Here is a 19934-nt window from a genome sequence, read left to right on the forward strand (position 1 = left end):
AATTTGGCTGCACAGGCTTAACATCAGTGCCAATTTGATAAGTTGATCACATATTCAGCGAGCCGTAGTGGTACTCATCCGGCAATGTCAGGCAGAACTGTACTGACACGGATTAGAGGGAGACTGTCCTTCACTCAAATGGGAAGAAAGCCAATGGCTGATGGCATGACTGAAAAGCAAAAAGAGGTGGTTAATTACATCCTCAATAAAATTAAGGATGATGGCCTTCAACCCGGAGAAAAGCTGGATACCGAAATATCAATTGCCAAAAATATTGGCATTACACGTGCTACGGTGCGTGAGGCGACACGTATTCTGGTGGAACAGCAGAGAATATATCGGGTAAAAGGTTCGGGTATTTTTGTAGGTTCCACGGAGATAAGTAGCCAGGCGCACAGGTATCATGTGCTTTCACCTTTTGATTATCAGGCGCAGAGAAACGGCCATAAAGGTGTCAGAAAAATCATTTCTGTGAGTATCATCAGGGTGCCTTCAGCGGACATGGCCCAGGCACTGCGTATCAAGAACAGCGATCAGATTTATAAAATTTTACGACTGATGTGTTTCGATGATATTCCCGTGGCGCTGGAACATATTCATTTGCCAGTAAACCTGTTCAACAGCATGGAGTTCAGCAAGCTGGAAATCTCCAAATATGCCTACATTGAAGAGGTTACTGGTAAGAAAGTCCAGCTCAGAGATCAGCATTTAACGGCCGTCAATCTTGCGGATACACAGTCAATTGCGTTACTTAATTTAACGGAAGGCGATGCGGTCATTCAGCTGAATGAAACCGTTTTTCTCGACGACGGTGTCCCCTGTGAAGTCAATGTAGCAATCATTAATACCCGGTATTTCCCGTTGAAACAAAATTCGCAACGGCCGTAGAAAAAATAATGCTGTAGCCACTTATCTTCTCCTCAATTGAAGGCTCAGTATGCTTATTTAATTGCCTGACGTTCTGCGCTTTCTTCCGCCAGTACAGAATGGACTTCAATGTGTTGTATTGCAGATGTCTGTTATTAAGGCAGCGTCGATGCAGAACGCTTGAGAGCTTTCCATACTTAAGATGATTTTCTGCATAACTTTGCCAGTTTGCTGGTTTTAATCGCATTTCCTTCAGGTAATAAGCTGTGTTATCCACGAGATCTTATTATCAAACCCTGTTTCAGCGCCGTTACCTGCCTTTTTCCTTTCAGCCCTACCCATTATGACGAATCCAGAAAATCATAAAACAATATGATGTTTTACCAATATTCGACCGCGCAGCACACTGGTCAGCAACCGTAATCAACAAGGACCAGGTGAATGGCATATCGATTAAGTCTGTTAGATAAGGCACCCGTGCTGCAGGGCGAGACGCCCACCGCGGCATTACAGCGTACCCTGCAGCTGGCCCGGCTGGCAGAAGAGTGGGGATATCACCGTTTCTGGCTGGCGGAACATCACAACACCGCGCAGCTTGCCAGTCCTTCACCGGAAGTGTTGATTGCCTGGATCATTGCCCAGACCCGTCATATTCGCGTCGGGTCGGGCGGAGTGATGTTGCAGCATTACAGCCCCTATAAAGTGGCAGAAAACTTTAATCTGCTCGCCTCCCTGGCGCCGGGCCGTATCGATCTCGGCGTAGGGAAGGCGCCAGGCGGGTTACCGCTCTCAACCCATGCGCTGCAGCAGGGTGTCGATGCCGCCAGAAAAGGAAGCTTTGCTGAACAGCTTCAGCGGCTGGATAGCTGGCTGAAGCCTGCGCAGGCACATCCTGACGACGAGGGTTTAGCCGCGACGCCGCTGCCGTCACGTCCGGCCAACCGTTTTCTGCTGGGTGCCAGTGAAGAGAGCGCCCGGCTTGCTGCCTCTCTGGGCTGGCAGTTTGTCTTTGCAGCCCACCTGAATGGCGATCGTCAGTTGCTGGAGCACGCATTGAGTACCTTCTCCCGTCTGAGTCATGGCCAGCGCGCATTGGTTGCCGTGCAGGTGGTGGTGGCCGATTCACCCGCTGGAGCAGACCTGCTGGTTTCCGGTCTGCGTCATTATCACGTGGCGGTGAAAGATGGCCCGGGCGTTAACGTTGCCAGTCTGGAGCAGGCTGAACGTTATGTACGGCAGGGTGGTTATCAGGATTACACAATAGAGCCACGCACGCCGTCACTGCTGAAAGGCACGGCGGCACAGGTTCATGCCCAGCTGGACGCGCTTCATCATAATTTTGATATCGACGAGTTCATTATCGACACGCCGATTACCGAGCCGGTTGCCCGCCTGAAGTCACTTGAACTGCTGGCCACGCATCATCTGGTCGCAGCCTGAACCTCAGTGGAGAATCATCATGAACCCTACGTCACAACTGATCGAATGGCGACGCGAACTGCACACCTGGCCAGAGCTGTCGGGGCAGGAGTTTGCGACCACCGCGCGACTGCGGGGCTGGTTAGAGGCCGCGGGCATCAGGCTGCTGGATTATCCACTGGAAACGGGCCTGGTGGCGGAGACGGGCAGTGGGGAGACGGTCATTGCCCTGCGCGCCGACATTGATGCACTGCCGATCCATGAAGCGAGCGGGGTACGTTTTCATTCCCGCCATCCTGGCGTGATGCATGCCTGCGGTCACGACCTGCACAGTGCGGTGATGCTGGGCGCGGCGCTGCAGCTCAACGCGCAGGCCGATCAGTTGCCTGGCCGGGTGCGTATCCTGTTTCAACCCGCCGAGGAGATTGCTCGCGGTGCGCGCCAGTTTATTGACGCGGGCGTACTGGATGAGGTGCAGGCCATTTTTGGTATGCATAACGAACCTTCGCTGCCCGTCGGCACCTTCGCTACCCGCAGCGGGGCGTTCTACGCCAATGCGGACAAGTTTATTATTCGCGTTACCGGCAAAGGCGCACATGCCGCGTATCCGGAACAGGGCGTCGATAGCATTGTCACCGCCAGCCAGATCATTCAGGCACTGCAGGGACTCACCAGCCGCAGCTTCAGTGCGCTGGATAGCCTGGTGCTAAGCATTACCCGCATTGACGGCGGCAAAAGCTGGAACGTGTTGCCGGGTGGTGTTGAGTTTGGCGGCACGGCCCGAACCCACGATTTGCAGCTGCGCGCGGAACTCGAACAGCGGGTGCGCACGCTGGTTGAACACTTCGCCGCAGCCAATGGCGCGCAGGCGACACTGAGCTGGCATCCCGGCCCGCCGGTGCTGATTAACGACGCGCACTGGGCGAACTTCAGCTGTGAAGTGGCGCAGCAGTCGGGTTATCGGGTGCAGGCCGCCGATTTGCATCTGCTGGGTGAAGATTTTGCCTTCTATCTGCAACAGGTGCCGGGTGCGTTTGTCAGCATCGGCAGCGCCAGTGATTTTGGTCTCCATCACGCCAGTTTTACCCCGGATGAGGCGCTGATTGCCCCCGCCGCCGACTACTTCGCCCGACTGGCCCGCCAGGCGCTACAACATCTTAATGCGCGATGTCGGGAAGCCATTCTGAACTGACTTCATCTGCAGCCCACTCAATCACGACGGTTCTGATAACCGCCGTCGGGCATCGCTACGACAAAAAAAGAGAGAGCATCATGACTACAAGACAACTTCGGCTGGGCACTATTCTGCATGGCGCATCGGGAAATATGTCCGCCTGGCGTCATCCGGCGGCGCAGGCCGATGCCAGCATCAATCTGGATTATGCAAAAAAAATCGCCCGCAAGGCGGAGCAGGGCAAGCTCGACTTTCTGTTTGTCGCCGACGGATTGTTTATTAATGAAAAGTCGATCCCGCACTTTCTCAATCGCTTTGAGCCGCTGACACTCCTGTCTGCCCTGGCAGGCGTCACGGAACACCTGGGGCTGGTCGGCACAGTCTCCACGTCCTACAGCGAGCCATTCACCGTGGCGCGTCAGTTTGCCAGCCTCGATCACCTCAGCGGCGGTCGCGCGGGCTGGAACGTGGTTACATCACCGCTGGAAGGGTCTGCGAAAAACTTTTCCCGCCAGAAACATCCCGAGCATGCGTTGCGATACCGCATTGCGGATGAGTATCTGCAGGTAGTGAAAGGCTTGTGGGATTCATGGGAACAGGATGCTTTTGTACGCGACAAAGAGAGCGGGCAGTTCTTCGATCCGGCAAAGTTACATACTCTCGATCATCACGGTGATTTCTTCCAGGTGCAGGGGCCGCTGAACATTGCCCGCACGCCGCAGGGGCGTCCGATTATCTTCCAGGCTGGTGCCTCTGAGGACGGTAAAAAGCTGGCGGCACGCCATGCTGATGCCATCTTTACCCACCAGCCTACCCGGGAAGAGGCGCAGGCGTTTTATCAGGATGTGAAGCAGCAACTGGTGGCGAACGGTCGTCAGCCAGAGGATCTGCACATCTTCCAGGGTGTCAGTGTGATTGTTGGCGATGATGCAGCCGACGTGGAGCGACAGTATCAGACTACGGCGGCGCTGGTATCGATTACCGATGCGCTCAATTACCTTGGGCGTTACTTCGACCATCACGACTTTTCACAATACCCGCTGGATCAGCCATTCCCGGACATTGGCGACATCGGTCAGAACAGCTTCCGCAGCACCACCGACGAGATAAAACGCAAAGCCAGAGAGCACGGTCACACCCTGCGTCAGGCGGCGCTGGAAGCGGCAACGCCGCGCCCGCTGTTTCACGGCACACCGGAACAGGTAGCCGATGGTCTTCAGCAGTGGTTTGAGACCCAGGCCGCTGACGGCTTCATCATCAATGGCGGCACGCCCGATACTTTTGAGCGTTTTGTCGATCGTGTGGTGCCTATTCTGCAGGCTCGCGGCCTGACGCGCCGCGACTATCCGGGCAGCACCCTGCGCGACAGCTTCGCCCTGAAACAACCCGTTAATCAGTTCACCTTAAAACAGGGCACAAGCCATGAATAAAAACTCGCGTCTTCTCGCCCTGCTTGTTCTGGCGGCCAGCAGTCATGCGCTGGCTGAAGAGAGCAGCGTTTCCTATAACGGCCAGCGCGTCAGCCTGGAAGCGAATAAAGCGCCGATTAATACCGTGAAAAATCCGGACGCCATCGCTCAGCTACCTGCCAGTCATCATTTTGTGGTGCCGGGTTCGTTTACCGTGGCGGTCGCGGCACTGAACTCGCCACCGCTGACAGTGTTTTCCGATGACAACAAAACCCTGCTCGGCAGTGAAGTCGATATTGCCCGGCTGGTCGCTGACAGTCTGGGACTGAAACTCAACGTCGTGCCTGCGTCGTGGGAAGACTGGCCGCTGGGCGTGACCTCGGGCAAGTATGACGCGGCGATCTCCAACATCACCGTGACCAAAGATCGCAAAGAGAAGTTTGACGTTGCTACCTACCGCAAAGACTCCCTGGGTTTTTATGTCAAAACCACTAGCCCGATAAAGTCACTGACTAAAGCAGAGGATATCGCCGGGCTGCGGATCATTGTGGGTTCCGGTACCAATCAGGAGGCGATCCTCCTGGCGTGGGATAAAGAGAATCAGGCAAAGGGCCTCAAAGCCTTTACGCCTATCTACGCCAAAGATGACGCTGCTCAAACGCTGGCGCTGCAGGCGGGCCGTGCGGATGCCTACTTTGGTCCTAACGTGATTGGTGCCTGGAAAGCGGCACTGACCGGTAAAACCCGCCTGGTGGGCAGCGTCGATGGTGGCTGGCCAAAAGCGGCGCACATCGCCGTTACCGTGAAGAAAGGCAGCGGTCTGGCGGAACCGATCAGCACCGCGCTAAACGGCGTAATCCACAACGGTGACTATCAGAAGGTGCTGAACCGCTGGGGCGAGGGTGTTGAGAAGATCGACCGTTCAGAAATCAATCCCGCCGGGCTGGGCGACTAAGGAGCTGACTATGCGTGAATCCACTTTTCGCGAAGTTTCACCCGATGCACCAGAGCTCCAGCCCATTCTCAGCGGCCTGTTTGGTGAATATTCCGCGCGCTACGGCGACTACTTTGCCCGGCATAAAGAGCAGGAACTGACCGAATGGTATCTGCCACCACAAGGGCTGTTTATTGTGCTGGAACGTGACGACGAAATCATCGCGATGGGCGCTTACAAACCCTATGACCCGCAGACTGCCGAGCTGAAACGCATCTGGACCCGCAGCGATCTGCGCCGTCAGGGGCTGGCGCTGGTGGTGTTGCAGGCGCTGGAGCAGCGTGCGCTGCAGGCGGGTTATCAGCGGCTGTTCCTCACCACCGGCTTCCGCCAGCCGGAGGCGGTGCGGCTCTATACCGGTCACGGCTATCAGCCTCAGTTTGACCTCAGCGGCGATCTGGAGCGCTACGGCCAGCCGCCGCACGACGGGCGACTGCGGTTTATCAAAGTGATCGGCGGCTATAACGTCGCCGAAGCGAGTTAAGGAGTAACGATGAGCAAACATCAACAGTTACAGGTGGTGCCGGCGCGTTATCCGGCACGCACTGCCGGGGCTATCGTGGCGCTGTTTATTCTGGCGGGCGTGGTGCAGTCGGTCGCCTTTAATCCGCGCTGGGAGTGGAGCGTGTTTGCCCGCTGGTTCTTTGATCCGGCGATCCTGCATGGCCTGGGCCAGACGTTGCTACTGACCCTGCTGGGCACGGTATTCAGCCTGTTTTTTGGTGGTCTGCTGGCGCTGGCACGGCTCTCCTCGTCGTGGCTGCTGAGCACGCTGGCGTGGGGGTATATCTGGCTGTTCCGTTCACTGCCGCTGATTGTGGTGCTGATTATTCTTTATAACTTCTCCTATCTCTACGACACCCTGTCGCTTGGCATTCCCTTTACCAGCCTGTCGTGGGGCGCGTTTCAGACGATTAACGTGCTGGGTCAGTTTCAGGCAGCCGTTATCGGTCTGACGCTGGTGCAGGCGGCTTACAGTGCGGAGATTATTCGCGGCGGGATCCTCGGCGTCGATCACGGTCAGGTGGAAGCCGCCTCCGCGCTGGGTCTCTCCGCCACGCGCCGCACCTTCCGCATCATTCTGCCGCAGGCGTTGCGCGCCATTATTCCCACTGCATTTAACGAGATCATCAGCCTGGCGAAGGGCACATCCGTGGTTTACGTGCTGGCGATGCCGGAGCTGTTTTACACCATCCAGATGATCTACAACCGCAACCAGGAAGTGATCCCGTTGCTGATGGTGGGGGCCGCCTGGTATCTGATCATTACTACCGTCTTGTCCGTGATTCAGTACAACGCTGAACGCTGGATGGCCCGCAGCGTCACGCGTGAACCGCAACTCTCTCGCTGGCGACAGTGGCGCAACCGCGTTACACCCCTTCATCCAACCGAGGAGATCAGCCATGTCCGAAGCCATTGATTACCGCACCTCAAACACGACAGGTGCCATCAGCATTACCGGCGTCAGTAAACGATTTGGTAAACACAACGCGCTGGATGATGTCTCGCTGTCGCTGGAACCCGGATCGGTTACGGTGATCCTCGGACCGTCCGGTTCCGGTAAATCCACGCTGCTGCGCACCATCAATCATCTGGAGCGGGTCGACAAGGGATTCATTCAGATTGATGGCGACTATATTGGCTATCAGCAGCGCGGCAATAAGCTCTATGAGCTGAAAGAGAAAGCGATTCTGCGCCAGCGCATTAACGTCGGCTATGTGTTCCAGAATTTTAATCTGTTCCCGCACCTCAGCGTGCTGGATAACCTGATTGAAGCGCCGATTGCGCATCGGCAGTTAACGAAAACGGAAGCGATACAGCATGCGGGCGAACTGCTGGATATTGTAGGGCTGCGCCATAAAGCGGATGCCTGGCCGCGTCATCTGTCGGGCGGACAGCAGCAGCGTATCGCTATTGCGCGCGCACTGATGCTTAATCCGCGTGTCATGCTGTTCGATGAGCCGACCTCGGCGCTGGACCCGGAGCTGGTCGGTGAAGTGCTCGACGTGATTAAAAAGCTGGCGCGTTCCGGAACTACGCTGGTGATTGTGACGCATGAGATCGGCTTTGCCCGTGAAGTGGCAGACAATGTGGTCTTTATGGTAGATGGCCGGATTGTAGAGCAGGGCAGCACGTTGCAGGTGCTCAATAATCCGCGTCATGAACGTACCCGCCGTTTCCTGGCGCGCGTATTATGAGAGCGCTGACGTTAACGGTGCTGGCGTTGCTCCCGTCGCTGGCTTGTTCGGCGGACGAAAGGCTCAGTGTCCAGCAAAACGAGACGCCGATACATGCCCCGGCCAATCCGCAGGCAATCAGTAAAATTCCGGCTGACTTCCACTTTATTGAACCCGGTACGCTGACGGTGGCGACCTCGGCGACCAACTCACCGCCGCTGTCACTGCTGGCGTCAGACAATGTCACCCGGATCGGCAGCGATCCTGATATTGCCAGGCTGCTGGCGGACAGCCTGGGATTAAAGCTGAAGCTGGTTCCGGCTTCGTGGGAGGACTGGCCGCTGGGCATCAGCGCCGGACGCTATGATGTCGCGATGTTCAATATTGCCGTTACCGAAGAGCGCAAAAAGAAGTTCGATTTTGCGACCTATCGCGCCGACAATCACGCCTTTGCGGTGAAAAGCGACAGTAAAATCAGCCGTATTAACAGTCCGGCTGATATTGCCGGTAAGCGGATTATCGTCTCGTCGGGCACCAATCAGGAGCGCATATTGCTGAGCTGGGATCAGCAGAACCGGGCCAAAGGTCTGCCTGCGGTAACGCCTGTCTATCTGACTGATGATGCATCCGCGACGCTGACATTGCTGTCGGGGCGGGCCGATGCAATGTTCGGGCCTCACTCCATGGCGGCCTGGAAAGTGGCGTCACGCGGGCAGACAAAGCTGGTTGGCAGTGGGCCGTTTCGCGCCTGGGTTGCCGTGACCACCAAAAAGGGCAATGGACTGGCCCCCGCGCTGCAGGCTGCGCTGGATGGCACTATCGCAGGTGGGCAGTATCAGCAAGTGCTGGCGCGCTGGGGCGAACAGGATGAAGCCATTGCGCACTCCACGATCAATCCACCGGGCATTGTTTACTGAGTCTGCAGAACCGGCTCGCCTGCTGCGGTCGGTTCTCAACCTGATGAGCACAGAATTGAACTACACTCTCCAGCGTTAGTGATTTATCCTGCCCGCCTGTTTCCGTAAAATCCTCACTGTGTGGCGGAGTAATTGACCTGGAAGCCCCATGAAAATCAGATTCCTTTCTGCCAATGAGCCAAAACTGGCTGAGGTGCGCAAAATACTCGAACCCATCGGGGTCGAAGTCCTGCCCATCGCCCGCCGCATCGAAGAAATTCAGACTGAAAATGAGCTCGACCTGGTACGCGATAAACTCACCAAAGCTTTTTCGCTGATTGGGCGACCGCTGTTTGTTGAGCATACCGGCCTCTATCTGGATGGCCTCAATGGTCTGCCTGCCGGTCTGACCCGCATCTTCTGGAACCGCCTGGACGCGGAGCGCTTTACCGCGCTGGTGCAGGGGCTGGACAGCCAGGCCGTGACGGCCAAAACTGTGCTGGGCTACTGCGATGGCCGCAAAATGTACCAGTTTTCGGGTGAGCTGCGCGGTACTATCGCCGCGAAACCTGCCGGGACGCGCGGCTTCCAGTGGGACTGCGTGTTTATTCCTGAAGGCTATGAGCAGACCTTTGCCGAAATGGGCGAACTCAAGAATGAGATTTCGATGCGGCGCATCGCGCTGGATCGCTTCGCCACCTTTTTAAAAACCTCGCGGGGAGTGGCATGAAACCTGAACTCAAACGCGCCTATGATTCCGGCAAACTGATTCTGTTTGCCGGCGCCGGTATTTCGCGCAATTTTGGCCTTCCCGAGTGGCATGAACTGATCGCTCATCTGGCTAACGAACTGGGCTATGACCCAAAAATCTTCAATACTTATGGCACGCATCTGTCGCTGGCGGAGTATTACAAACAGAAAAAGGGGTCGCTTGGCCCGCTGCGCAGCTGGATGGATCGTGAGTGGCATCGCCCGGATATCGATGTCCGGTCTTCTGAAATTCATACCATGATTACGCAGGGTAATTTCTCGCGTATCTACACCACCAATTACGATCGCTGGCTGGAAGCGGCGCATGAAGCGCACGGCGTACCCTATTACAAAGTGGCCAACGCTGCCGATCTCGTCTCTTTGACAGAAGATAAGCGTCACATCATCAAACTTCACGGTGACTTCGATGATGACACCTCAATCGTGCTCGATGAGAGCAGCTACTTTGAACGTCTCTATTTTGACTCGCCGCTCGACATCAAGCTGACTCACGATGTGATGGGCAATTCCGTGTTGTTTGTCGGCTACAGCATCAGTGATTTCAACATTCGCCTGCTGTTTTACCGCCTGACCAAAATGTGGGGCCGTACCGGGCTGGCGACCGCCAGGCCAAAATCGTATCTGTTCACCAACCGCAATAACCCGGTGGCTAAAGAAGTGCTGGGACAGTGGGGGATCGAGGTGATCGTTTCCGAAGAGGACGATCCACGCAAGGCGCTGGCGATGTTCCTTGAAGAGTTGCTGGTGTAGTCGGCCTGATTTCCCGCAGAGAAGCGTCAGGAAAAAGAAAAAAACCTGCGCCCGGTTAAGGTTAGCCTGCGCACGACGGATATATCCTATTCTCTGCTGGCAAAGGCTAACTGGCATGATATACTGTATGTATACACAGTACCTGAGGGCGAAAAGATGGCTGTTGAAACAAAATTTGTTGTAGTCAGAAAGGGTGAAGAGAAGATGACGTTTGCCAACAAGAAAGAGGCCGATGCCTACGACAAAATGCTCGATATGGCCGAAGCTTTCACCGACTGGCTGTTACAGCATCAACCTGCCCTGGATGAATCTCAGGCGGAAACGCTGGGCCTGCTGATTGCAGAACAGAAAGATGCGGTTCAGCATATTCTGCGTACCAGCAAACTGCCTGAAGCCGCAGCAACGGTCACCCAGGCTGAAGCCGTGCCAGACGATGGTACGGATGAGCAGGCAGAAGAGCCTGCGGCAAAGAAAGTGCGCGCCGTTAAAGCCGCTTAATCGCCACAACGCCGGAAGCGAACCTTCCGGCGTTGCTGTTTCTGAATAGGGCGTTGATCAATGCCTTTATGCCATGGTTACTTGAGTTTCTCGCCGGTTTTAACCTGATAGCGGGTGCTCCTGCCACCTCCCTCAAGCCGGTAAAGACAGCCTTTTTCAACCAGATAGGCCAGATGACGGGTCGCGGTGGCTTTACTCACTTTCGCCACCTTCTGATACTGGCTGGCACTGATTCCCAGTTCAAAACCCTGCTCGCCGCCATCTAACAGTCGGTTCAGTACTTTTACCTGCTCCGGACTCAATCCTATCCCCTGATGCCGGTGCCAGAAACGCGCTTTGATCTGGGTACGATCAATAACGTTCATCGCCTGTTTCAGGCTCTCATCCAGAATATCCAGAAACCACACCAGCCAGCTGGTGATGTCCAGACCGCCTTTCTGGGTCTGCTCCAGGATGCGGTAATAACCGGCACGCTGTGCCAGAATGGCCGGTGACATGGCATAGAGGCGAATACTCTGGCTGTCGGCCTGCGCCAATGCCAGGTCGGTTAATGCGCGCGTGATACGACCGTTACCGTCATCAAAAGGATGCAATGTGACAAACCACAGATGGCAGATGGCGGCACGCAGCAGCGGGTCCAGCATCACATCATTCTGACTACTATTGAACCACTCAATAAATTGCGTCAGCTGGGATTCCAGACCCTGTCGCGCTGGAGCCTCAAAATGAACCCTGGGCCGATCAATTCGTCCCGAGATGACCTGCATCGGTTCACTGCCACGCAGCGTGCCAACGCTCAGGCGCTGCACTGTCCATTCATCGGCCGGGAAGAGCCAGTGATGCCACTGGCATAATCGGTCCAGCGTCAGCGGCTGGCTGCGATTGTTTATCGCATCCAGCATCATCGCGGCCAGGCCTTCTGATCGATCAGAGACCGGATAGGGTTGTTCTTCCGTCACGCCTAACCGGCGCGCCAGCGAGGAGCGCACTGACTGCACGTTGACCCGCTCCTCTTCAATCGCAGAAGAGGAGAGGATATTGCTCAGCAGGGTATCAAGTGTCTGGGACTCGCTGTCTGACTGAAGGCTGGCACGGCCCAGCAGCAAACCGCGCTGCTGTTGCAGGTGGCGCAGACGAGGTAACAGCACAGCATCCTGCCATTGAAAATGGGGCCAGTCCGGCTGTTGCCAGATCCAGTTCACGCTCATAGTCGGCTCACAATCAGAAAGAATGAGCCGAATAGATGATTCTATTCGGCTCACATAATGAGTCGATAATAACGCATATTTGGCTCACAGGCCAGTCGGACAGAATTGAGTGCAAAAAAAAGGACCCGAAGGTCCTGTTTGCTTAGCGGGAGAACTGCATAAAGGTGTCTGAATAGTAGTGAACGATCCAGGCGACATACGCTAACCAGACAACCATCCCAACAGCCAGTCCTGATTTACCGATCATTGTTTTTTCTCCACTGCGATAAGGGGCTACAACAACTGTTGACATAAACTGACAGTAATAGCGGGCAGCAGTATTGTTGCAGATCAAAAAAAGCCCCGGTGATGAGCAAAGCCATAACCCCTTTGCGATCAACTTCCCTGCATCACGCCCAGTGAGACGCCTGTCACGTCGGGATGACCCCCATTAAAGTTCAAAAAAACGCCGCCGATAGATGATCTCAGGAGCACCACAAACAAAAGGAGTGATAGAAACGGGTAAATTCCAGGGGAATCACTATGGCCAGTCAGGTAACACATAAGAAAAAAATGAGCACCCGTGCGCAGATGTTAATCATGGGTGGTTTAACGATAGTGCTGGGATTTACCGTGACTATCGGGGTCCTCAGCTGGCAGTCAGGTAAAGAACAGAAAGAACTGGCTGAAAAGTATCTGCATCAGATTGCCCAGAGCCGCGCCTTACAGGTACAGCAGGAGCTGGGTCATGCACGCGATGTCGCCAGTCTTCTCGGCCAAAGTCTGATCGCGTTACCTCAGGCTGGCATTACCGATCGTAAAGCCGCCGATAAGGTGATGGAGTATGCGCTGCGCGCGAATCCTGACTATCTGTCGATGTCAGTCATATTCGAACAGAATGCCTTTGATGGCCGTGATGCCTCGTTCGCCTCACAGCCGGGTCAGGCCCCCCAGGGCCGCTATGCCTTTTTTGTGGATCGTGACGCATCAGGGAAATACGCGATGCATCCGCTGCTCTCCTATCTGACGCCGGGTCAGGGCGACTACTATCTGGTCCCGCAAAAATCACAAAAAGATACGCTCACCGAACCTTATAGTTATGCCTATAACGGCGTGCCGACTCTGCTCACCTCCGTCGCTGCCGTGATTGTGGATCAGGGCAACTTAAAGGCGGTTGTCACCTCTGATATTTCACTGGCATCACTGCAACAGAAAGTGAATCAGATTAAACCCTGGCAGGGCAGCGGCTATGCGCTGTTGCTCTCCAGTAACGGGAATGTCGTCTCCTCGCCGGTGAAAGATGAAGCCGGGAAACCCTGGAAAGGCGAAAAAGATGGTTTTACGTCCAACGTCGTACAGCATTTTGATGCCGTACTGGGTGAAGACGCACTGGTCACCTGGCAGCCGGTAGTGATTGGAAACAGTGACAAGCCCTGGTATCTTGGCGTCGTTGCACCAGTCAGTCAGGTAATGGCGGCGACTAACCGTCAACTGACCTGGGCCGTAGGTTTAATGGTACTCAGTGTGCTACTGGTTGGCGCCGTACTCGGCATGCTGTTCAGCCGTAAAGTGCTGCGCCCAATTGGTGGCGAGCCAATTGAAGCAGCCCATATTGCGCTGGCCGTGGCCGATGGCAAGCTGGATAACAGGATCGCAGTGAAAAGCGGCGACAGTAGCAGCCTGTTCTTCGCGCTTCACACCATGCAAAGCCAGCTTCGGCAGATTGTCGGGCAGATTAAAGACTCCAGTGAATCGGTGCGTCAGGGCGCGGGCGAAATTGCCAGCGGTAACCTGAACCTGGCATCACGCACTGAAGAACAGGCTGCCGCGCTGGAGCAGACTGCAGCCAGCATGGAGCAGATCAGTGCCACGATTCGCCTGAATGCCGACAACGCGCAGCAGGCAACCAGCCTGACTGAAAATGCCACGCATATTGCCAGTCGCGGTGCGTCGCTGGTGGGTGAGGTGGTGCAGACTATGGCGCAGATCGACGACAGTTCGAAAAAGATCGGCGACATTACTACGATGATCAACAGCATCGCCTTCCAGACCAATATTCTGGCACTGAACGCGGCGGTAGAAGCAGCACGTGCTGGTGAACAGGGCCGGGGTTTTGCGGTGGTCGCCTCCGAAGTGCGTAATCTGGCCCAGCGCAGTGCGAATGCGGTAAAAGAGATCGGTGCACTGATTGAAGAGTCGAGTGTACGGGTTGAGAGCGGCGTCCGGCTGGTAAACGATGCCGGTAAAACCATGCAGGAGATGATGCACGCGGTGAATTCGGTGCAGGGCATAATCGGTGAGATTGTCACAGCGTCAAGCGAACAGGCGCGTGGTATCAGCCAGGTAACGATTGCCGTCAATGAAATGGATGGTGTCACTCAACAGAACGCCGCGCTGGTGCAGCAGATGTCGGCAGCCGCCAGTTCGCTGGAAGATCAGGCGCAGCAGCTGTCACAGACGGTGGAACAGTTCCACCTGGCATAAGACGAGCGTGGGCGTCCTGAGCCAGCCTCCGCTTTGCAAAAAACAGACCCGCCATCGGCGGGTTTGTTTTTATCCCTGTTCCATCAGCCGCACACCGCTACTGGCATCAAACAGATGCATTTTATCTGGATTTACAGTCACCGAAAGCGTGCCGCCCGGGACGGCGTCACTGCGGCCACTCAGCTGCATATGCAGCGGAAAACCCTGCCAGTTCAGATGCAACAGCGTCGATTCGCCGGTAATTTCTACAATATTCACCGCCGCCGGTTGCCCGCTGACATCACTGATCAGATCGTGAGGGCGTACGCCCAGCGTAACAGGCTGATCAGCCTGCTGCTGCGCGGCACTGTGCCAGCGAGTCGGCAGTGGCAGCCACTGCTCACCACAGAGAACGCCAGGCACGCGGTCTCGTATCTGAAAACGGGCATCCAGCAGATTCATCGGCGGTGAACCGATAAACCGCGCCACAAAGGTGTTAACCGGACGATCGTAAATCGCCAGCGGCGCACCCTGTTGCACTATCACCCCTTCTTTCATCACCACAATCTGATCCGCCAGCGTCATCGCCTCGACCTGATCGTGAGTGACATAGACCATCGTGGTTTTGAAACGCTGATGCAAAGACTTAATCTCGGCGCGCAGCTCCATGCGCAACTGCGCATCAAGGTTAGAAAGCGGCTCATCGAACAGAAAAACCTGCGGGTTGCGCACCATCGCACGTCCCATCGCCACGCGCTGCCGCTGTCCACCCGACAAGGCGCGTGGATAACGCTGCAGCAGCTGATCAATACCGAGAATACCGGCGATTCGGGCAATTTTGCTTTTCTGCTCGTCTCGCTTCACCTTTTTTACCTGCATATGAAACGCCAGATTCTCGGCGACGGTGAGGTGCGGATAGAGTGCATAGCTCTGAAACACCATGGCGATATCCCTGTCGGCAGGATCGAGATCGTTAATCTGCTTTTTATCCAGCATGATCGCACCGTCAGAGACCGTATCCAGACCCGCAAGCAGTCGCAGAAGGGTGGATTTACCGCAGCCGGAGGGGCCGACCAGCACGGTAAAACTGCCGTCAGGGATGGTTAAATCCAGCGGGTGCAGCACGCTCTGTTTACCGTAGCGCTTCGCCACCTGTACAAGTTCAACACTGGCCATGTTCAGCGCACCTCATGTGATAGTTGGAGTTGTTGCCAGCTGGGATAGCGGCGCGGAGAGCTGCTTATCGCCTGTGAGGCCACGTCAATGCCCCAGCGCAGCGCGGTGAGCGATGACTGGCAATAGAGCAGTGCCGTCAGAAAACCGGCATTAAAACTGTCACCGGCACCAATGGTATCGACCACCGTCACTGGCTGGCCGGCGGCAAATTGCACCGAGGCGGCAGACCAGAGACGCGCGCCCTCTGCGCCACACTTAATCACGCAGCCGCCGCGGCCACTGAGCTGAGAGGACAGCCATTTACCGCTTTGTTCCAGCAGGTCTGCACCCGCTAAACCCAGCGCTTCTACCTCATTCAGCAGCAGCCAGTCACAATCCGCTAACCAGGCCCCCATCTCCAGACGAAGCCCATCGCTCCAGCCCGCGGGCGGCCAGCCGGTGTCCACAGCCACACAAAAGCCACGCTGCTGCAGCTCGGCCAGTAGCGCCGGATAGTGATCATAAAGTTCAAGACAAAGAAAGGTGCCGCATAGCAGCACGATGTCACCGGGTGTCGCCTGCAACGGCAGCTGGGCCAGCACATCGTCTGCGGTCAGTACGGTAATATGGCCGTGATTGCTGAGAAACGATCGCTCGTTATCGGGATGGGTCACGCCCACCGTCAGCGAGGTTTCACAGGCATAACGCGGCCAGTGTGCGGCGCTGTGGGGAAAGTGACTGGCGAGCCAGTGGCTGAATCCATCGTCACCCTGATTGGCGATGGCCCGATGCGGCACCTGCATTGCCTCCAGCGCCAGCGCGCAGTTACCGGCCGATCCACCAGGACGTAACTCGCTGTGCTGCAGCATGACTTCTGTGCCGCGCTTCGGCCAGTCGCTGAGCGTACTCATGATTAAATCGACATTAATATTGCCCACCACATAAAGCGTGGACGCGTGGGTAGTATCCATATTTATCCCTTACTTCCGCCGCTGGTGAGGCCGCTGACCAGCGTCTTCTGCAACCAGATGGCAATAAACAGAGGCGGCACCGAAGCCAGAATGCCAATCGCCGCGATCAGTCCGTCGTCAGTCGCGCGTCCGGCGGTAAAACCGGCAATGGCGACCGGCAGGGTCTGTGCCGAAATGTTGCTGGTGAACAGCAGCGCGTAGAAAAACTCATCCCAGGCGAGCAACCAGCCAAACAGCGCAGCGGCACCCAGTACCGGTTTCGCCAGCGGCAGTGTGATGCGCAGCAGAACCTGCCAGAAGCGCAGGCCATCCAGCCGTGCCGCCTGTTCGATGTCACGTGGCAGCGAGTCGAACTGGTTCTTGAGCATCCAGGTCAGGAACGGCAGGATTAGCGAGCAGTAGACCATCACCAGGCCGGGACGGGTGTTGAGCAGCCCCAGTTGTTGCAGCAGAAAATAAAGCGGCAGCACAAACGCCACCGGCGGCACCATGTAGATTGCCAGTGCGCCGGAAAGCCAGGCATCGCGACCGCTGTAGCGTGAGAAGCTGAACGCCGCCGGTATCGCCAGCAGCAATGAGATCACCGTGGCCACCGTCGCCACCAGCAGGCTGTTCCCCAGCGCATGCAGGAAAATGTTGCCTGGCTGGTTCGGTGCCAGCGAAACCAGCCCCTGATAGCGACTGAAATCCCACTGACGCGGCACCCACTCCAGCGGCACGCGGGAAAGATCGCTGGCAGAACTGACGCTCATCAGAAACAGCCAGCCCATCGGGGCCAGAATGCTGATGGCCACCAGCAGCGCCGCCCCATAACGCAGCACCCGTCGCAGTTTAGTTTTCATAAGCAGAACTCCGGCGGCGCTGATGCCATAACATCAGCAGATAGAGCGTGATCAGCAGGGCGCACATCAGGGTCATGAGTATCGCATAGGCGGCACCACTGCCGGCACGCAGGTAACTGAACGACTCCTGATAGACGAAAAAGCTCAGGGTTTTGGTACTGTCTACTGGCCCGCCGCGCGTCATCACGTAGATGATGTCGAAGATCTTAAAGGCATCGATAGTGCGTAACACCAGCGCGACGCCGAGTGGAGCGACAATCGCCGGGAAAGTAATTGCCCGGAACCGGCGCCAGGCAGATGCGCCATCCAGTCGAGCTGCTTCAAACAGATCTTCCGGGATTGACTGCAGCGCCGCCAGCACCAGCAGGGTGACCAGCGGATAGTTTTTCCAGATATCCGCGAACATCACCGCATTGAGCGCTGAATCCGGCGATCCCAGCCAGCTGCGATAGCCATCAATGAAGCCGATCTGACTGAGCAGGGCGTTGATGCTGCCGTAATCGGGGTTAAAGTTGAGTCGCCACATCATCGCGTTGACGATGGTCGGCAGCGCCCAGGGCAGAATCACCAGCACCCGCAGCACATTACGCCCGATGAATTTCTGATTCAGCAGCAGCGCGACCAGCACGCCGATGATTCCTTCAACGGTGACAGAAACCAGAGTGAAATAGAGTGTGCGCCAGATCGACGCCCGGAAATCGGGATCGCTAAGCGCATAAAGATAGTTTTCCAGCCCAATCCAGGCAGGGGTTTCACCGCTGCCAATAAGCGCCGCATCGGTAAAACTAAGCCAGATGGTACGCAGAAGAGGCCAGGCGGTTAACAGCAGCATCACCAGCAGCATGGGTGCCAGTAGCACCCATGCCTGACGCTGTTCGCGTTGACGCAAACTCAGCATCATGACTCCTTAACGCAACCGGGCGGCGCTTTTATCAACCGTCGCCATCGCGTCCTGCGCGGGCATTTTACCCAGCAATACCTGCTGTAACTGCTGCTGCAGCTGGTTCGACAGGCGCGAATAGTCAGCCGTCTCCGGACGTGACAGCATCACGTTTAGCGATTTGTCCGCTGCGGCAATCAGGCTCTCCTGATCCTTTTTCACCGCCTCATCCTGATAAGAAGATTTCCAGATCGGCAGGCTGAGCTTCGCATACTGGTTCTGAACCGGCTGTGAGGTCATGTACTGGATGAACTGCCACGCCTCATTAGCATGCGTACTGCCTTTGGTGATACCCAGTCCCATTGAGCCGTTCACTGCACCCACTTTTCCAGGCGCATCGCCCGGGGCGGGCATGATGCCAACGTCGCCCGCCACTTTGCTCTGCTTAGGATCGTTCGCCATGTTGTACATGTAGGTCCAGTTCAGCGCGAAAGCTGCATCACCATTAGAGAATGATTTACGCACATCTTCTTCCAGATATTCACGCGAAGCCGGATTGCTCAGCCCATCATCGAGCGAACTTTTCATCATGTTCAGCGCTTTAAGTGAGGCCGGACTGGAGAAATCGAGTTTGCCGTTCTGATAGAACTGTCCACCAAAGCCCGACACCAGCGTGGTGTAGTCACACACCAGCGCTTCAGCCTGAGACCAGCTCCAGACCAGCGGATAGGTGACAATCTTCTTATCTTTGATGATCTTCGCGTCATCCAGCACCTGCTGCCAGGTCTGCGGCGGCGAGGTGATGCCCGCTTTAGCCAGCATCGCTTTGTTGTAATAGAGGTATTTGGTATCAAGGATCCACGGCATACCCAGCGTTTTACCTTTGTAGACCACCGTGTTCATTGCGCCGGGGAAGACCTTCTCTTTCTCCTCTGGCGTAATGCGTGCGCTCACATCCTGCAGCAAATCGAAACGGGCAAATTCCGCAGGCCAGATGGCGTCGAACAGCACTACATCATAGCCATTACCGCCTGCGCCGCGCGCCGCCACGATTTTGTCGTGCAGCGCTTCATAAGGAACAAACTCCAGATTGACGGTGACATCCGGATGCTGCTTCTGAAAATTTTGCGTCATCGCGCGGATATCATTTTCGCTATAGGCCGCCTGGGTCATAAACAGCGCATTGATCTGGCTGGCCGCCGCCGCGCTGCCTGCGCTTAACATCAGTAAGGCGGCAAACCCGGCTTTCAGTTTAGGGTATAACGCTGTGACATGGTCTTCTCCACTATGCAGCAACAGGCTGATGGTTAATTAAATCAATTTGATTGATTTAATCAGGGGCAAAATTCTGGTCAGTGTGCAGACTGACCGTAGAGAACTAAGCAAACGGCGTGCCACAAGTAGTAGAAAGCAAGCAACAAAGCCGTAACAACGCTGAAACTCAGACTGCACTTTTATGGCAAAATTGCCTATTCTGATGC

Annotated in this window: 19 protein-coding genes; 13 read left to right on the forward strand and 6 right to left on the reverse strand. The window is 55.8% G+C overall.

From position 1 onward, the window contains the following. The first annotated feature begins 153 nt into the window (after positions 1-153). The 12 genes from ACR8BF_RS19500 to ACR8BF_RS19555 all read left to right on the forward strand — a co-directional run bounded on the left by ACR8BF_RS19500 (position 154) and on the right by ACR8BF_RS19555 (position 10955). Positions 154-888, forward strand: a complete 735-nt coding sequence (locus ACR8BF_RS19500; protein WP_179898297.1) for a GntR family transcriptional regulator — start codon at positions 154-156, stop codon at positions 886-888. Positions 889-1308: 420 nt separating this feature from the next. Continuing rightward, the gene (locus ACR8BF_RS19505) at positions 1309-2307 is read left to right on the forward strand and encodes an MsnO8 family LLM class oxidoreductase (protein ID WP_434746194.1); all 999 of its coding nucleotides are present in this window, start codon (positions 1309-1311) and stop codon (positions 2305-2307) included. Between the two features lie 19 nt (positions 2308-2326). Continuing rightward, positions 2327-3478, forward strand: a complete 1152-nt coding sequence (locus ACR8BF_RS19510; RefSeq protein ID WP_434746195.1) for an amidohydrolase — start codon at positions 2327-2329, stop codon at positions 3476-3478. An 80-nt stretch (positions 3479-3558) separates the two neighbouring features. Further along, complete coding sequence (locus ACR8BF_RS19515; protein ID WP_179898300.1) at positions 3559-4890, forward strand: LLM class flavin-dependent oxidoreductase; 1332 nt, start codon at positions 3559-3561, stop codon at positions 4888-4890. After that, positions 4883-5824, forward strand: a complete 942-nt coding sequence (locus ACR8BF_RS19520; RefSeq protein WP_434746196.1) for an ABC transporter substrate-binding protein — start codon at positions 4883-4885, stop codon at positions 5822-5824. Before ACR8BF_RS19515 ends, ACR8BF_RS19520 begins: the two co-directional genes overlap by 8 nt. Before the next feature lie 10 nt (positions 5825-5834). Next, positions 5835-6347 (forward strand): GNAT family N-acetyltransferase, encoded by a 513-nt coding sequence (locus ACR8BF_RS19525; protein WP_434746197.1) that lies wholly within the window; start codon positions 5835-5837, stop codon positions 6345-6347. Between the two features lie 9 nt (positions 6348-6356). Further along, entirely contained in the window at positions 6357-7283 is a 927-nt protein-coding gene (locus tag ACR8BF_RS19530; protein ID WP_434746198.1) for an amino acid ABC transporter permease, read from the forward strand. Further along, a complete protein-coding gene (locus tag ACR8BF_RS19535) occupies positions 7267-8061 on the forward strand; it encodes an amino acid ABC transporter ATP-binding protein (protein WP_434746199.1) in 795 nt (264 codons plus the stop codon). The genes ACR8BF_RS19530 and ACR8BF_RS19535 overlap by 17 nt, the downstream gene beginning before the upstream one ends. Then, a complete protein-coding gene (locus ACR8BF_RS19540) occupies positions 8058-8957 on the forward strand; it encodes an ABC transporter substrate-binding protein (protein ID WP_434746200.1) in 900 nt (299 codons plus the stop codon). The genes ACR8BF_RS19535 and ACR8BF_RS19540 overlap by 4 nt, the downstream gene beginning before the upstream one ends. Before the next feature lie 148 nt (positions 8958-9105). Beyond that, complete coding sequence (locus tag ACR8BF_RS19545; RefSeq protein WP_090965337.1) at positions 9106-9666, forward strand: non-canonical purine NTP pyrophosphatase; 561 nt, start codon at positions 9106-9108, stop codon at positions 9664-9666. Further along, complete coding sequence (locus ACR8BF_RS19550; RefSeq protein ID WP_010247078.1) at positions 9663-10457, forward strand: SIR2 family protein; 795 nt, start codon at positions 9663-9665, stop codon at positions 10455-10457. The genes ACR8BF_RS19545 and ACR8BF_RS19550 overlap by 4 nt, the downstream gene beginning before the upstream one ends. 156 nt (positions 10458-10613) lie before the next feature. Further along, on the forward strand, positions 10614-10955 hold the full coding sequence (locus ACR8BF_RS19555; protein WP_434746201.1) for a YebG family protein: 342 nt from the start codon (positions 10614-10616) through the stop codon (positions 10953-10955). Positions 10956-11032: 77 nt separating this feature from the next. Here the strand turns inward: ACR8BF_RS19555 and ACR8BF_RS19560 are convergent, their stop codons facing one another. Next, the gene (locus ACR8BF_RS19560; protein WP_434746202.1) at positions 11033-12163 is read right to left on the reverse strand and encodes a Fic family protein; all 1131 of its coding nucleotides are present in this window, start codon (positions 12161-12163) and stop codon (positions 11033-11035) included. 522 nt (positions 12164-12685) lie between these two features. Between ACR8BF_RS19560 and ACR8BF_RS19565 the strand changes: the two genes are divergently transcribed. After that, positions 12686-14626 (forward strand): methyl-accepting chemotaxis protein, encoded by a 1941-nt coding sequence (locus ACR8BF_RS19565; protein WP_179898312.1) that lies wholly within the window; start codon positions 12686-12688, stop codon positions 14624-14626. Between the two features lie 69 nt (positions 14627-14695). On the opposite strand, the gene ACR8BF_RS19570 is transcribed toward ACR8BF_RS19565, so the two are convergent. The 5 genes from ACR8BF_RS19570 to ACR8BF_RS19590 are packed head-to-tail and all read right to left on the reverse strand — an operon-like array spanning position 14696 to position 19677. Next, positions 14696-15781 carry an ABC transporter ATP-binding protein gene (locus tag ACR8BF_RS19570; RefSeq protein WP_434746203.1) on the reverse strand — a complete coding sequence of 362 codons (1086 nt, stop codon included), beginning with the start codon at positions 15779-15781 and terminating at the stop codon, positions 14696-14698. 2 nt (positions 15782-15783) lie between these two features. Beyond that, positions 15784-16731, reverse strand: coding sequence for a carbohydrate kinase family protein (locus ACR8BF_RS19575; RefSeq protein ID WP_434746204.1), 948 nt, complete (start codon positions 16729-16731; stop codon positions 15784-15786). A 2-nt stretch (positions 16732-16733) separates the two neighbouring features. Beyond that, entirely contained in the window at positions 16734-17573 is an 840-nt protein-coding gene (locus ACR8BF_RS19580; RefSeq protein WP_292985881.1) for a carbohydrate ABC transporter permease, read from the reverse strand. Then, positions 17563-18471, reverse strand: coding sequence for a carbohydrate ABC transporter permease (locus ACR8BF_RS19585; RefSeq protein WP_179898391.1), 909 nt, complete (start codon positions 18469-18471; stop codon positions 17563-17565). Before ACR8BF_RS19585 ends, ACR8BF_RS19580 begins: the two co-directional genes overlap by 11 nt. 9 nt (positions 18472-18480) lie before the next feature. Beyond that, the gene (locus ACR8BF_RS19590) at positions 18481-19677 is read right to left on the reverse strand and encodes an extracellular solute-binding protein (protein WP_434746205.1); all 1197 of its coding nucleotides are present in this window, start codon (positions 19675-19677) and stop codon (positions 18481-18483) included. Positions 19678-19934 lie beyond the last annotated feature (257 nt).

The sequence above is a fragment of the Candidatus Pantoea rara genome, assembly GCF_051136265.1.
Classification (GTDB): domain Bacteria; phylum Pseudomonadota; class Gammaproteobacteria; order Enterobacterales; family Enterobacteriaceae; genus Pantoea; species Pantoea rara.

Coding starts and splice junctions, on each gene's coding strand:
- ACR8BF_RS19500 (WP_179898297.1), top strand. CDS start 154: ATGGCTGATGGCATGACTGAAAAGCAAAAAGAGGTGGTTAATTACATC.
- ACR8BF_RS19505 (WP_434746194.1), top strand. CDS start 1,309: ATGGCATATCGATTAAGTCTGTTAGATAAGGCACCCGTGCTGCAGGGC.
- ACR8BF_RS19510 (WP_434746195.1), top strand. CDS start 2,327: ATGAACCCTACGTCACAACTGATCGAATGGCGACGCGAACTGCACACC.
- ACR8BF_RS19515 (WP_179898300.1), top strand. CDS start 3,559: ATGACTACAAGACAACTTCGGCTGGGCACTATTCTGCATGGCGCATCG.
- ACR8BF_RS19520 (WP_434746196.1), top strand. CDS start 4,883: ATGAATAAAAACTCGCGTCTTCTCGCCCTGCTTGTTCTGGCGGCCAGC.
- ACR8BF_RS19525 (WP_434746197.1), top strand. CDS start 5,835: ATGCGTGAATCCACTTTTCGCGAAGTTTCACCCGATGCACCAGAGCTC.
- ACR8BF_RS19530 (WP_434746198.1), top strand. CDS start 6,357: ATGAGCAAACATCAACAGTTACAGGTGGTGCCGGCGCGTTATCCGGCA.
- ACR8BF_RS19535 (WP_434746199.1), top strand. CDS start 7,267: ATGTCCGAAGCCATTGATTACCGCACCTCAAACACGACAGGTGCCATC.
- ACR8BF_RS19540 (WP_434746200.1), top strand. CDS start 8,058: ATGAGAGCGCTGACGTTAACGGTGCTGGCGTTGCTCCCGTCGCTGGCT.
- ACR8BF_RS19545 (WP_090965337.1), top strand. CDS start 9,106: ATGAAAATCAGATTCCTTTCTGCCAATGAGCCAAAACTGGCTGAGGTG.
- ACR8BF_RS19550 (WP_010247078.1), top strand. CDS start 9,663: ATGAAACCTGAACTCAAACGCGCCTATGATTCCGGCAAACTGATTCTG.
- ACR8BF_RS19555 (WP_434746201.1), top strand. CDS start 10,614: ATGGCTGTTGAAACAAAATTTGTTGTAGTCAGAAAGGGTGAAGAGAAG.
- ACR8BF_RS19560 (WP_434746202.1), bottom strand. CDS start 12,163: ATGAGCGTGAACTGGATCTGGCAACAGCCGGACTGGCCCCATTTTCAA.
- ACR8BF_RS19565 (WP_179898312.1), top strand. CDS start 12,686: ATGGCCAGTCAGGTAACACATAAGAAAAAAATGAGCACCCGTGCGCAG.
- ACR8BF_RS19570 (WP_434746203.1), bottom strand. CDS start 15,781: ATGGCCAGTGTTGAACTTGTACAGGTGGCGAAGCGCTACGGTAAACAG.
- ACR8BF_RS19575 (WP_434746204.1), bottom strand. CDS start 16,731: ATGGATACTACCCACGCGTCCACGCTTTATGTGGTGGGCAATATTAAT.
- ACR8BF_RS19580 (WP_292985881.1), bottom strand. CDS start 17,573: ATGAAAACTAAACTGCGACGGGTGCTGCGTTATGGGGCGGCGCTGCTG.
- ACR8BF_RS19585 (WP_179898391.1), bottom strand. CDS start 18,471: ATGCTGAGTTTGCGTCAACGCGAACAGCGTCAGGCATGGGTGCTACTG.
- ACR8BF_RS19590 (WP_434746205.1), bottom strand. CDS start 19,677: ATGTTAAGCGCAGGCAGCGCGGCGGCGGCCAGCCAGATCAATGCGCTG.